The organism is Burkholderia sp. AU45388 (assembly GCF_030481585.1).
GTDB classification, from domain to species: Bacteria; Pseudomonadota; Gammaproteobacteria; order Burkholderiales; family Burkholderiaceae; genus Burkholderia; species Burkholderia sola.
In genome coordinates this window covers 120,878-133,379 of the sequence record NZ_JAUJPV010000001.1, presented here as the reverse complement: position 1 = coordinate 133,379, position 12,502 = coordinate 120,878, and the positions used below count along the sequence as shown (strand labels likewise).

The 12,502-nt window shown below is 68.7% G+C and carries 11 protein-coding genes; 4 read left to right on the top strand and 7 right to left on the bottom strand.

Annotated elements, in window-relative coordinates:
• Positions 1 to 60 precede the first annotated feature (60 nt).
• A complete protein-coding gene (locus QZM72_RS00545) occupies positions 61 to 1,032 on the top strand; it encodes an AraC family transcriptional regulator (RefSeq protein WP_301736822.1) in 972 nt (323 codons plus the stop codon).
• A gap of 221 nt (positions 1,033 to 1,253) precedes the next feature.
• Here the strand turns inward: QZM72_RS00545 and QZM72_RS00540 are convergent, their stop codons facing one another.
• Both QZM72_RS00540 and QZM72_RS00535 read right to left on the bottom strand, forming a co-directional pair.
• Positions 1,254 to 2,459: an MFS transporter gene (locus QZM72_RS00540; RefSeq protein ID WP_301736821.1), complete on the bottom strand. Its 1,206-nt coding sequence runs from the start codon at positions 2,457 to 2,459 to the stop codon at positions 1,254 to 1,256.
• Positions 2,456 to 2,821, bottom strand: coding sequence for a RidA family protein (locus tag QZM72_RS00535; RefSeq protein ID WP_089471129.1), 366 nt, complete (start codon positions 2,819 to 2,821; stop codon positions 2,456 to 2,458). Before QZM72_RS00535 ends, QZM72_RS00540 begins: the two co-directional genes overlap by 4 nt.
• A 134-nt stretch (positions 2,822 to 2,955) precedes the next feature.
• On the opposite strand from QZM72_RS00535, the gene QZM72_RS00530 reads away from it, so the two are divergent.
• Entirely contained in the window at positions 2,956 to 3,774 is an 819-nt protein-coding gene (locus tag QZM72_RS00530) for a TrmB family transcriptional regulator (RefSeq protein WP_301736820.1), read from the top strand.
• A gap of 16 nt (positions 3,775 to 3,790) precedes the next feature.
• A complete protein-coding gene (locus QZM72_RS00525; protein ID WP_301736819.1) occupies positions 3,791 to 4,651 on the top strand; it encodes a PhzF family phenazine biosynthesis protein in 861 nt (286 codons plus the stop codon).
• 27 nt (positions 4,652 to 4,678) lie between these two features.
• Here QZM72_RS00525 and QZM72_RS00520 read toward each other — a convergent pair whose 3' ends face one another.
• Both QZM72_RS00520 and QZM72_RS00515 read right to left on the bottom strand, forming a co-directional pair.
• Positions 4,679 to 5,842, bottom strand: coding sequence for an aldose epimerase family protein (locus tag QZM72_RS00520; protein ID WP_089471127.1), 1,164 nt, complete (start codon positions 5,840 to 5,842; stop codon positions 4,679 to 4,681).
• A gap of 103 nt (positions 5,843 to 5,945) precedes the next feature.
• On the bottom strand, positions 5,946 to 6,851 hold the full coding sequence (locus QZM72_RS00515) for an AraC family transcriptional regulator (RefSeq protein WP_089471126.1): 906 nt from the start codon (positions 6,849 to 6,851) through the stop codon (positions 5,946 to 5,948).
• Positions 6,852 to 6,971: 120 nt separating this feature from the next.
• Between QZM72_RS00515 and QZM72_RS00510 the strand changes: the two genes are divergently transcribed.
• Positions 6,972 to 7,880 (top strand): LysR family transcriptional regulator, encoded by a 909-nt coding sequence (locus QZM72_RS00510; RefSeq protein WP_089471125.1) that lies wholly within the window; start codon positions 6,972 to 6,974, stop codon positions 7,878 to 7,880.
• Between the two features lie 145 nt (positions 7,881 to 8,025).
• Here QZM72_RS00510 and QZM72_RS00505 read toward each other — a convergent pair whose 3' ends face one another.
• From QZM72_RS00505 to QZM72_RS00495, 3 genes are all read right to left on the bottom strand, one after another.
• Complete coding sequence (locus QZM72_RS00505) at positions 8,026 to 9,513, bottom strand: mechanosensitive ion channel family protein (protein ID WP_301736818.1); 1,488 nt, start codon at positions 9,511 to 9,513, stop codon at positions 8,026 to 8,028.
• Between the two features lie 111 nt (positions 9,514 to 9,624).
• Positions 9,625 to 10,044, bottom strand: coding sequence for a DoxX family protein (locus tag QZM72_RS00500; protein WP_089471123.1), 420 nt, complete (start codon positions 10,042 to 10,044; stop codon positions 9,625 to 9,627).
• Between the two features lie 230 nt (positions 10,045 to 10,274).
• Positions 10,275 to 12,086 (bottom strand): winged helix-turn-helix domain-containing protein, encoded by a 1,812-nt coding sequence (locus tag QZM72_RS00495; RefSeq protein WP_301736817.1) that lies wholly within the window; start codon positions 12,084 to 12,086, stop codon positions 10,275 to 10,277.
• Positions 12,087 to 12,502: the final 416 nt, after the last annotated feature.

Sequence of the window (12,502 nt, the reverse complement as noted above, 5' to 3'; positions counted from 1 at the left end):
TACTAGTCTGACGATCCGAGCCGAATAAGCCCGATTCCACTGATTTTCTTGCACAAAACTATGAGCACCGTACCCGTCTCCGCCCGGCCTCCGGCGCCTTCGCCACGCGACCGGAAGCGCCTGGTGACGCTGCTGCGCGCGCTGGCGCCCGACGAAGGCTACAACCTGACCTCGCTGCCGAGCGTGCGCATCCTGCGCTCGAACCGCGCACTGTCGCGCACGCCGGTGCTGTACGACCCGGGCATCGTCATCGTGTGCCAGGGGTCGAAGCGCGGCTACTTCGGCGGCGAGCGCTATCTGTATGACGAACACCATTACCTGGCCGTCTCCGTGCCCGTGCCGTTCAGCATGGAAACCGACGCGACGCCCGAGCGCCCGCTGCTCGCGCTGTACCTGCACCTCGATTTCACGCTGGCCGCGGAACTCGCCGCGCAGATCGATCGCGCCGGCGTCGCGGAAATCGTGCAGGCGCCCAAGAGCATGATGTCGACGCCGATGGACGAAGCGATGCACGCGTCGGTGCTGCGTTTCGTCGACGCGATGCAGCGGCCGCTCGACGCCGCGGTGCTCGGCCCGGCGCTGCTTCGCGAGCTGTATTTCCGCGTGCTGACCGGCGCGCAGGGCAACGCGATGCGCAGCGCGCTGGCGATGCGCGGGCAATTCGGCCGGATCGGGCGATCGTTGCGCATGATCCATGCCGATTACGCGCGGCCGCTCGACGTGTCGCAGTTGGCCGACGCAGCCGGCATGAGCGTGCCGAGCTTCCACAGTCACTTCAAGGCGATCACGCAGGTGTCGCCGATGCAGTATCTGAAATCGACGCGCCTGCATCAGGCACGGTTATTGATGGTGCGTCAGGACCTGACGGCGGAAGCGGCCGGCTACGCGGTCGGCTATACGAGCCCGTCGCAGTTCAGCCGCGAGTTCAAACGCCTGTTCGGTTCGACGCCGGCGAAGGAAGCGCAGCGCATGCGCGCGAGCTTCGCGATTCCGGAGGCGTTCGACGATGCGGTATTCGTGTCGTCGCATTGACGTGATTGGCGTGCGCCGAACTCCGAGCGCGACGCACGCGTTCATTGCGCGGCCTCGAGCGCGAGGCCGGCCAGCGACTTCACGACGAACGCGGTCACGCTTCAGATGTCCCGCGGCTGATTCGCCCGATACCAACCGCCCGCACGTTCGCCGTTCGCGTATTGCCGCGCCAGTTCCACATTCGGCAACGCGGCGAACCGGAACGCGACAATTTCCCCGCTTCACCCGGCGGACGTCGGTTCGCCCGCGGCATCGACGCTCACGCGTGCGGCCCCGACCCAGGCGGCCACCGTCACCGCACCCGCCGCGACGAGCATCATCGCGCCCCACCCGATCCGTTCGACGAGCATGCCCGCCGCCACGGCGCCGCCGGCACCGGCCGCGTAGTACAACGTCAGGTACGCGGCGTTCAACGCACCGGCCCGCGCCGGTTGAATCGCCACGACACGGGCCTGGTTCGCGACCTGCGCGGCGAAGCAACCGGCATCGAACAGCGCCAGCCCGACACCCAGCCAGCCCGGATGACCCAACGCCACGCCAAGCAGCAACGTGGCAAGCGCAGCCACCGCGAGCCCGCCACCGATCACCGCACGATCGCCGAAGCGATCCGCTAGCTTGCCCGCCACCCGCGTCACGCCCAGGCCGATCACGCCGGCGAGACTGTATGCGCCGATCGCGGCCGCCCCGAGGTTGTACGGCGGCGCGGCCAGCCGGATCGCCAGCCCCACCCACACCAGATTGAACGCAAAGAACCACAGCATGCCGGCGCAGGTGCGGCGCCTCAATGCGGCGCTGTCGCGCAACAGCCGCGGCATCGCGCCGATCGTGGCCCCGTGGCCGGAACGCCGTTCGGGGCAATCGCCGGGCAACAGCACGCCACTGCCGACGGCCGCCAGCGCCACGCAGCCGGCCAATGCGAGCAGCGCGCCCCGCCATCCGCACCATTGCGACAACGCGCCGCCAACGAAACGGCTCAGCAGGATGCCGGCGGAAATCCCCGCGGAGACGGCGCCCATTGCCCCGCCGCGCCGATGCGGATCCGCGTGCTTTCCGACGACCGCGCTGCATTGCGCCGCGACCGTCGTGGCCGCGCCCACCAACAGGAAGCAGGCGTCGAGCGCGAGCGGCGTCGGCGAGCGCGACGCGCACGCGAGCAATATCGCAAGCACGCTCATTTGCGCCGGAATGAGCGTGCGCGCACCGAACCGGTCGACCAGCGGCACCAGCAGCGCCAGGCCGGCCAGATAGCCGAGCATCGTCACGGACGCGAGGGTCGCCATCCGCGCGGCCGGCACGCCGAAGTCGCCGGCCATCGCCGCCAGCGACGGCTGCAGCGCATAGCCGTTGGCGATCGCGACGCCCGCCGCGAGCGCCAGCATCGCGGTCGCGGTGCGGGACAGGTACGCGCGCGGGCCGGCGACCGTCATGCGGCGGTCCGGACCGCGATCGCCTCGACCTCGACGCGAATCCCGGGATCGACGAACGGAAGCGCATGGACCAGCGAGAACGCCGGCCGGATATCGCCGTATATCTCGCCGTGCGCCCGTGCCGCGTCTTCCCAATGGTCGAAATCCGCGACCACCAGCCGGCTCTGGACGACGTCCGACAGCGCGAATCCGCTGTCCGCGAGCACCTTGCCGAGCGTCGCCAACGCATCGCGTGTCTGCGCATACACGTCGTCGCCTTTACCGGCCGTCCCCGACACGTAGATTGTGTTGTCGACGACGACCGCACGCGAATAGCCCACCTTCGGCTCCCACGGGGAGCCGGTACTGATCCGTTGACGCATCTTGATGATCCTCTTCGGTAAGGTTTGGAAATCCCGCCTACTACTTCGGTAGTAGACGGAATCGATTCTATACTACTCCGGTAGTTAATCAAGCACGGCCGTGACGCACGCCACGGCCATTCGAGTCCATGCAGATGAACGAAAACGCAGAATTGATCACGTCATTGATCCGGCTTGGCTTTACGCAATACGAGGCGCAGGCGTACGCCGCGCTCGTCGGACAAGCCGCGCTGACGGGCGCGGAAGTCGGCCGGCGCGCCGGCATGCCGCCATCGAAGGTCTACGAGACGCTCGGCCGCCTGGAGGCGCGCGGCGCGGTGCTCGTCAACCGCTCCGAGCCGGTCCGCTATGCAGCCGTGCCGCACCGGTCGCTGCTGGAAGAATTGCGCACGCGCTTCAACGCGGATCTCGAACTGGCGGCGGGCGCGCTCGACCGGCTGCCGGTGCGGCAAGAGCCGGGGCTGGTCTGGTCGTTGAGCGGACGCGCGGCGATCGTCAGCGCATTCGCGCGCGTGATCGACCAGGCGAAAACGGCAATCTTCGCGGGCGTGTGGGACGAGGAAATCGACGATCTCGGGCCGCTGCTCGAAGCGGCCGCGGCGCGGGGCGTCGATACGCACGTGGCGATCTACGGCAATCGCACGCTCAACGGGCCGCGCCACTACGACATGGCCAAATGCGGCGCCAGCGCGCGGCTTCGTCTGTCGGGGCGGCGGCTGGCCGTCGCGGTCGCGGACGACACCGAGGCGGTGGTCGCGGAATTCGGCGACCAGTCGCCCGACCACGCGACGCTGACGACCAATCCGGTCATCGCGCTGCTCGCGGTCGAATACATCAAGGCCGACGTGAGCGGCCGCGTCTTGATCGACGCGATGAGTCCGGCGGAATACCGGAAAGTGTTGAAGCATCCCGACATGCAGGCGATGCTTGCACCGATCGACAAGCAGGGCTGACCCGCACGAGATCCCGATGACCCAATACACCTTCCGTCTGCTGAACGTCTTCGCCGAATCGACGTTCGGCGGCAACCCGCTTTGCGTGTTCGACGATGCGCGCGGCATGGACGACGCGACCATGCAGGCGCTGGCCGTGCAGTTCAACCTGTCGGAGACGACCTTCGTGCTGCCGTCCGAGCGCGCGCATGCACGCGTGCGCATCTTCACGCCCGGCTACGAGATGGCTTTCGCGGGCCATCCGACGCTCGGCACCGCGCACGTCGTGCGCGACCGGCTCAAGGCCGGCGATGCGCTGTCGCTGGAATTCAAGGCCGGCGTCGTCGACGTCACCGCGCGCGACGACGTGTGGACCTTCATCGCGCCGCATGCCGGCATGCCGAACACGGCGCCGTGCACGTTGCCCGATGCGCGGATCGCGGCGCTGCTCGGGCTCGCGGAGGACGACCTGCTCGCGCCGCCGCTATGGGTCGACACCGGCGCCGACCAGTTGCTGGTCGCGCTCAAGAGCCCGGCCGCCGTGCGGCGCGCGCAGCCCGACAGCGCGTACCTCGACATCTGGCCGCGAAGCAGCCTCGGCCGGAAGACCGCCTATGTATTCGCGTTCGACGCCGAGCGCCCGGGGACGGTCGTGTCCCGCTACTTCTTCGTGAAGCAGGGCGGCGGCGTATCGGAAGACCCGGGCACCGGATCGGCCTGTGCGAACCTCGGCGGCTGGTTGCTCGCCGCCGGGCACGATCTGCCGGCCGCGTGGCGGGTCGAGCAAGGCGAAGCCGTCGGTCGGCCTTGCCTGCTGCGGTTGTCGGTCGATGCCGCGGGCGAAATCGGCGTCGGCGGGCGCGTGATCGAACTCGGGCGCGGCACGATCAACGTGTGATCGGTGCGCGCCCGCCAGCGTCGACGATCATCGCGCGCCCACCCGCCACACCGTCACTTCGTGCAGCGTGTCGCCCGGCTTGAGCACCGTCGACGGGAAGGCCGGATGATTCGGCGAATCGGGAAAATGTTCGGCTTCCAGCGCAAACGCGTCGGTTTGCCGGTACACCGTGCCGCCCTTGCCCGCGACGCTGCCGTTCAACCCGTTGGCCGTATAGAACTGCAGCCCCGGCTGCGTCGTGTACAGCTCGAGGAAACGCCCGGACGCCGGGTCGTAAGCACGCGCGGCAAACGCGGGCGCCGGCTGGCCGCCCTGGTCCAGCACCCAGTTCTGATCGTAGCCATGCGCGATCACGAGCTGCGGATACCCATCGCGCAAATGCGCGCCGATCGGCGTCAACTGGCGCAGATCCATCGGCGTGCCCGCGACGCTCGCCAGTTGCCCGGTCGGAATCGACGTATTGTCGGTCGGCGTGAAACGCGACGCGGCGATCTCGATCAGTTGCCGCTCGACGCTACCGCCGGCCTGCCCCGCCAGATTGAAGTAGCTGTGGTTGGTCAGGTTGACGACGGTGTCCTTGTCGGTCGTCGCGCGATAGTCGATGCGGATCTGGTCGTCGGGGGTCAGCGTGTAGGTCACGTCCGTCGTCAACGTGCCGGGGAAGCCGTTCTCGCCGTCGGGGCTCACGTAGCGCAGCGTGACGCTCGAACCCGTCGCGTCGCTGTGCGTGCCGGTGACCTTCCACACCTTCGCGTCGAAACTGTCGGGACCGCCGTGCAGCGTGTTCGGCCCGTCGTTGACCGGCAGCGTCCACATCCTGCCGTCGAGCGCGAAACGCCCGCCCGCGATGCGGTTCGCATACCGGCCGATCAGCGCGCCGAAATGGATGTTGCCGTTGTGCGTTTCGTAGTCGCGCAGCGAATCGAAGCCGAGCACGATGTCGGCAACGTGGCCGGTGCGGTCCGGCACGTCGAGCGCCGTCACGATGCCGCCGTACGTGATCACTTTCAACGTCACGCCGTGCCGGTTCGCGAGCGTGTACTGGCTCACCGCCTGCCCGTTCGCGGTCGTCCCGTAATCCGCGCGGCTGATCGACACGTCGGATGCCGCGTAAGCGATGGCGGCATGAAAGCCGATCGTTGCGAACACACCTATCGCGAGCATCGCTCGTCGTGGCCAGCGTCGTTTCATGAAAACCTCCGAAGTCGTGCAGCCCGTGCTCGCCCGCAAGTTGCATGCCTGCACGTCGCCGCGTTTGCGATGCGCGCGCCCCGCCCCCGGCGTATCGCGGCGCTCACGTATGGTCCGCGCGCCACCGGCGTGGTGTGACACCGGTCAACCGCGTGAAGACTCGCGAGAAATGGCTCTGATCGGCAAAGCCGCATGCAAGGGCGATCGTGCTCAACGGCACGTTCCGGTCGCGCATCCATTCCTTCGCCCGCTCGACCCGCTGCACGATGAGCCAGCGATGCGGCGGCAGCCCGGTGGTTCGCTGAAACGCCCGGACGAAATAGCTGCGAGACAACCCGCACGCGCTCGCGACGTCGGCCAGCCCGATGTTGCCGTCGATGTGCTCGAGCAACAGTTCCTTCGCGCGGCTGGCCTGCGACGGCGTGAGCTTGCCGCCCGATCTCTCCCGCCGTTCGCCGACGCCGCCGTAACGGTGAGCGACGTGGGCCTGAAACGCCAGCCCCACATGATCGATGAAGATCTGCGATGCCTCGCCCGGCCGGGCCAGCGCCGGCAGTAGCGACTGGCCGAGCGCGTGGATGATCGAGTCGTGGGTGCTCAGATGCGGCGGCAGATAAAGCTGCGGCCGCTGCCGGCCGCCGAGGTCGTCGACCGTTTCCTCGAGCGTGTGGCGCGGCAGATGGAAATGCAGGCAATCGAACGCGCCCTGGAGGTCGGCCACCCAGCGCCGGTCGAGATCGTAGATCGACACGGTTCCCGCGTCATACGGGACGAACGGTGCGGGGCGGCCGTCGAGCCACAGACCCTGTTCGCCGAACGGACGCAACTGCAATACGATCAGATCCGTATTCTCGAGTTCGTAGGGTGCGGTCAGCCCCGAGTTCCTGCGCAAGCTCTGAAGTCGGACGATACCGATTTGCCCGTTCGGCAACGCTTGCGTGACGACGGTCTGCCTGACGTCGGCCGGGATGAAATCGGACGATGCGATGTCCGGCTGAGGGGCGCTCATGGGGCGATGCGGGGCGGCGAATGACGATACCCGCCACTCTAGCAAATCGCGGCGACGCACGCTGCTCGCGCCGCACCGTGCACTGGTATGATGCGCCAGCCACCTCTCCCGGAATTCGCAATGAAGCTGTCATTCGAAGCGCTCGAAGCCCTGGACGCGATCGACCGCACCGGCACCTTTGCCGAAGCAGCGGAACTGCTGCATCGTGTGCCCTCGGCGCTGACCTACCTGGTGCAGAAACTCGAAAGCGATCTCGGCGTGGCGCTGTTCGACCGCAGCGGACGGCGCGCGAAGCTCACGCATGCGGGACGCATCGTCGTCGAGGAAGGCCGGCGCCTGCTGCGCGCGGCCGAGCAACTCGAAATGAAGGCGCTGCGTGCGCAACAGGGCTGGGAAACGGAAGTGCGCGTCTGCATCGATGAAATTCTGCCGTTCGACGCGCTGTGGCCGTACGTGCACCGGTTCTACGCGCTCGGGATGGACACGCGGCTGCGGCTGTCCACCGAAGTGCTCGGCGGCGCATGGGATGCGCTGATTTCGCGTCGGGCCGATCTCGTCGTCGGCGCGGCGGGCGAACCGCCGGAATTGCCGGGCATCGTCGCGCGGCCGATCGGCTCGCTGAAACACGTGTTCGCGGTCGCGCCGACCCATCCGCTCGCATCGATGCCCGAACCGCTGGCGATGGCGTCGGTCGTCCGGTATCGCGGCGCGGTGATCAGCGATACGTCGCGCGAATTGCAGCCGCAGTCGGTCGCGATCGATGCGGGCCAGCCGACCCTCGCGGTCCCGACGCTGGCCGCGAAACTCGAAGCGCAATGCGAAGGGCTCGCGGTCGGCACGCTGCCGGAATGCATCGCGGCGCGCGCGATCGCCGACGGCAAGCTCGTCGCGCGCCAGGTGACGGGCATGCGCGACACCACGCACTGCTATCTCGCGTGGCGCGGCGACGAGGCCGGCCGCGCGCTGCACTGGTGGGTCGAGCAACTCGACCAGCCCGATCTCGTCGAGCGGTTCACGACACCGGACTGACGCACCCGTTCACGGCCTGCCGGCACGGCGGGGTCGCACCCGCGACCGCGTCGTCGATGGCCGACGGCCCGGCAGCGCGCGCGTGGCGTACCACCAGCTCGCCGCGCTGCCGCCGGCCGCGCTGGCGGCCCTCGCGATCCGCACGTCAGCCGAGCGAATCGTGCAGCCGCTTCATTTCCTTCTCGAGCCAGCCAATCAGGCTGAACCCCGCGTGCGCCTTCTCGACCGGGGGAATCATCATCCTTTCCTCGGTCGCGATATGGTCGGTGAGCGACTCGCACATCAGCCTGCCGAGCGCCGGCTTCCTGCCGATCAGTGCCGACAGATCCTCGCTGCGAAGCTGATGCACAGTCATCGCGGTCACCGCATGGACGGTCGCGTGAAGCCGCGTGCCGGCGAGCACGACCGACTGCCCGATCGCATCGCCCGGCGCCATCCGTCGCACTTCGACGTCGCCCGACGCGCCCGGCACGAACACCGCCGCGACGCCCGATTCGACGATGGTCAGCACGCGCGACTCCGCAGTCGACGCATAGATCACGTCGCCCTTGCCGAACGAACGCGAGACCAGCGCATCGGCCAGCACGGCCAGATCGTCGTCGTCGACGCGCGCGAACAGTTCGACCGCACGCAACAGCAGCAGCCGGCGCGATACCGGATGCGCTTGCGACGTCGACGACGATGCGGACGCCGGCGCCGGCCCCGCGAGCGGCCGCCACGCGACGCCCGCCGCGGCCAGATGCCGATGCGCGAGATCGTAGAGCGCGTTGCGCACGGTCGTTTTCTTCTGCAGCGCGTCGACGTAGCAGACGAGTTCGTACTGGATCGCGTTCGCGCGGAACGCCTTCACGACGGCGATCGGCGCGGGGCGCGCGAGCACGTCGAGCGAACTCGCCGCGGCCCGCTCCAGTGCGCCGACGGCGACGGCCGGCCGCACCGCGGGATCGAGGTCGAGCGCGAGCGTGACGCCGTGCAGGCCGGCCGGCTCGCTGAGGTTCACGATGGTGGCGCGCGCCGCCGCGCTGTTCGGCACGACGACCAGGTTGCCGAGGCTGTCGATCAGCTTCGTCGAACGCCAGTTGCTTTCGACGATCCGCCCTTCGAGTTCGCCGATCGACACCGTGTCGTCGAGCCGAAACGGCTGCGTGGTGTTCAGCACGAGCCCGGAGAACACGTCGTTCAGCGTGTTCTGGAGCGCGAGACCGAGGATCACCGCGACGGCGCCGGAGGTCGCGACCAGGCCGCTCAACGGCAGGCCGAGCACGTAGCCCAGCGCGGCCACCGCGGCCGCGCCGAACACGATGCCCGCGGCGATGTCGTGAAAGAGCCGCTGGCTATGCCACGCACGCGGCAGCAGCAGATGATTGAGCAGCAGGCTGAACACGATCGCGCACTGGAGCCACCACGCGATGCACACGGCCTGGACCACGATCCGGTCGAGCCCGCCGAGCGACGCGGGAACGGCGAGCGGGCTGACGCCGGTCGCGAACAGCACGGCGCTCAGCGCGGCGAACGCCGCGCAGCGCCGGATGGCGCGCGCCACGGGGCGATCGTGCCCGAGCAGCCGCCACGCGGCGAGGTCGGCCAGCACGATCGGCGCGCCGTAGATCGCCGTATCGGAGAAATTCAACATGTCGGATCGCCAGCGCGGCGCGCGAAAGAGTGGAAGCGCCAGCACGCAGGTCGCTGCGGGCACGGAACCGGCGGATACATGGCGGGCGCGCCGCCGACGCGCCGGTTGCGGCTAGCTACGCCGACGCACGACGCCCGGCAACGGCAACACATAGCGGCCGGGGCCCGCGATCGCGATCGTGCCGAACAGGATCAGCAGCATCCACGCGAACTGCGCGTCGCGCAGCGGCCAGTCGGGGTGGACGAACACCAGCGCGACGAGCGTGACGATCATCACCGGCAGCGCCGCCAGCCTCGGGAACAGACCGACGATCATGAAGATCGGGCACACGACCTCCGCGAAGATCGCGAACAGGATCGACAGCGTGCGGCCGAGATGGAACGGATCCTCGATGGCCGCGGCTTCGGCCGTGTAATGGACGACCTTCGGCAAGCCGTGCACCACGAGCAGCAGCACGCTGGCGGCGACACGCAGGAACAGCAGGCCGAAATCGGTCGCGCGACGGGAAAGGTCGGACGGGTCAGGTTTCATGCGGAGGTTCGTCGATTGAGCGGGACGCGCGACGACGTGCACGCCGGGCGTTTCGCCGCGCCGGCGTTCAGTGATGTCGCGCGATGCCGGCGGGCGCACGGGGTCGGCTCGCACGCGTGCCGACGGGGTGCCGGCGCCCTCCGTTCACGCAATCTACGCGCGCGGCCTGCCGCCGTCCTGTAACGGGGCTGAATCGTTCTGAAGCATCGAGACGCGCGACGAACCCGGCGTCACGACTCGCGCGACGGCAGCTCGGCCTCGGCCGCATCGAGCCCGAGCCCGTGCACTTCCGACCACGCATCGTGCACGGCCTGCGTCGAGCCTGCCGTATGCGCGAGCGCGGCCGCATACGCGGCCAGCAGCCGCACGCGCGCATCGTCGGACACGGGCGCCGCGCCTGCGTCCGCGTCGCGCATCGCATCGAGCGCGACGCGCGCCCGCTCGCGGCATTCGTCGACGAGCGACAGGTCGAACAGGCAAGGCACCGCGAGGGCCGCGAGCGCGATGCCGAGCGCCGCGTCGCCCTGCGCCGAAAACGCCCAGTCGAGCGCGGCACGCAGATTGCCGAGCTCGCGCCGGACCGCATCGAGCCGGGTCGTGCTGCCGGCCTCGCTGCGCGACTCGTCGCCATCGTGGGCCGCGCGCCGGAACAACGCGAGGAAGTAGGTCGCATGCGCGCGCGCGGCGGCCGCCGCCTCGCCGTGACTGTCGAGCTGCTGTTGCGCGTAGGCCCGCGTGGTCGTCAACAGCCGGTAGCGCGGCGCTCCGTGCGCGGTCTCGAGGATCAGCAGCGACTTCGACACGAGGCCGGCGATCGTATCGAGCAGGTCGGCGCCGGCCAGCCCGTTGGCGCCGACGACCTCGCGCACGGCCTCGATCGAGAAGCCGTCGCGAAACACGCCGAGCCATCGCAGCAGCAGGCGCTCGGCCTCCCCGAGCAACCGGTAGCTCCAGTCGTACATCGCCTGCAGCGTCTGATGGCGCGGCAACGCGGTGCGGAAACCGCCGGTCAGCAGCCGAAAGTGATCGTCGAGATGGGCGGCCAGCACGTCGATGCCCAGCACGGCGGCGCGGGCCGCGGCCAGCTCGATCGCGAGCGGCAGGCCGTCGAGGCGGCGACAGACCGACGCCATCAACGCCACGCTGCGTGCATCGAGCGGAAAACGCGGATCGGCCGCGCGCGCACGCGCCGCGAACAACTGCACCGCGCTCGCGCGCATCGCCTCGTGTTCGCCGGCCCCTTCGTCGGGCACGTCGAGCGGCGGCACCGGGCACACGCGCTCGCCGTGGATGCGCAGCGATTCCCGGCTCGTCGCGAGCACGCACAGCCCGTCGTCCGCATCGGTGAGCGCGCTCGCGATCTGCGCGGCGGCGTCGAGCAGGTGCTCGCAATTGTCGAGCACGAGCAGCATCCGGCGACGCGCGACGCTGGCGAGCACCGCTTCGAGCGTCAGCGACCCGATCGGCTGCGTGATGCCGAACGCGCCGGCGAGCGCGTCCGGCACGAAGCGCGGACACGCGACTGTGGCGAGCGAAACGAATACGCTGCCTTCCGGAAAGCGGGCGTCGGCGCGCGCCGCCGCTTCGATCGCGACCCGCGTCTTGCCGATGCCGCCCGCGCCGACCAGCGTCACGACGCGCGCGCCCTGCAGCGCGGCCAGCACGTCGGCGACCGTCTGTTCGCGGCCGAACAACGCACTCGGCGCAGCGGACGGCCGCCACGTCGCGGGACGCACGGGCGCGTCGCCGTCGTCCTGCCCGACGACCAGCCGGTAGCCGCGGCCGGGCACCGTCACGATCAGGTTCCGGTCGCCGGCCAGCGCCTTGCGCAGCGAAGCGATGTGCACCTGCAGGTTGTTTTCCTCGACCACGGTGTGCGGCCATACGCGCTGCATGATGTCGTCTTTCGATACCAGCGCACCGTTCGCCCGAATCAACAGCTCGAGAATTTCGAATGCGCGGCTGCCGATGCGCAGCAGCTTGCCGTTCGAACGAATTTCACGTCTGTCGAGAAAAACGTGAAGTGTTCCAATCCGGATCATGAGAATTTCTTGAGGGTGACATTCAACGGCGCCCCACTGAAATCGGGGGCCGGTTCGGTGTCAATGCTACGGTATTTGCATGGCCGAATGATTCAAATTATCAGAATGAACGGCACGATTTTTTTGAAATGACGAAAAACGCCGCCGCGACACGCTGCTTTGAACCCCGCACCGAAAGGCGACAAGGCCGCGCACGTTTCATGTGCAAATCGTGGATGCGCCGATGAATACGACTTCGTTATATCAGACGAAATGTTTTTCGACTGGCGCCATGCGCGCATTTTCGTTTTGATTGACCGGCCGGTTTATTTTCAGGCGCCTCTATTGCGCCGGCCGACTATCCGCCGGCTCGTTTGCCCGCGTTTGCGGCGCGATTCGCCGCGCGGCGCGGGCGCGCCCGCGGCCTCGCGCCGCCA

Bases quoted from the DNA above. Each gene is read 5' to 3' on its own strand.
- QZM72_RS00545 (WP_301736822.1), top strand. From the start codon at position 61: ATGAGCACCGTACCCGTCTCCGCCCGGCCTCCGGCGCCTTCGCCACGC.
- QZM72_RS00540 (WP_301736821.1), bottom strand. From the start codon at position 2,459: ATGACGGTCGCCGGCCCGCGCGCGTACCTGTCCCGCACCGCGACCGCG.
- QZM72_RS00535 (WP_089471129.1), bottom strand. From the start codon at position 2,821: ATGCGTCAACGGATCAGTACCGGCTCCCCGTGGGAGCCGAAGGTGGGC.
- QZM72_RS00530 (WP_301736820.1), top strand. From the start codon at position 2,956: ATGAACGAAAACGCAGAATTGATCACGTCATTGATCCGGCTTGGCTTT.
- QZM72_RS00525 (WP_301736819.1), top strand. From the start codon at position 3,791: ATGACCCAATACACCTTCCGTCTGCTGAACGTCTTCGCCGAATCGACG.
- QZM72_RS00520 (WP_089471127.1), bottom strand. From the start codon at position 5,842: ATGAAACGACGCTGGCCACGACGAGCGATGCTCGCGATAGGTGTGTTC.
- QZM72_RS00515 (WP_089471126.1), bottom strand. From the start codon at position 6,851: ATGAGCGCCCCTCAGCCGGACATCGCATCGTCCGATTTCATCCCGGCC.
- QZM72_RS00510 (WP_089471125.1), top strand. From the start codon at position 6,972: ATGAAGCTGTCATTCGAAGCGCTCGAAGCCCTGGACGCGATCGACCGC.
- QZM72_RS00505 (WP_301736818.1), bottom strand. From the start codon at position 9,513: ATGTTGAATTTCTCCGATACGGCGATCTACGGCGCGCCGATCGTGCTG.
- QZM72_RS00500 (WP_089471123.1), bottom strand. From the start codon at position 10,044: ATGAAACCTGACCCGTCCGACCTTTCCCGTCGCGCGACCGATTTCGGC.
- QZM72_RS00495 (WP_301736817.1), bottom strand. From the start codon at position 12,086: ATGATCCGGATTGGAACACTTCACGTTTTTCTCGACAGACGTGAAATT.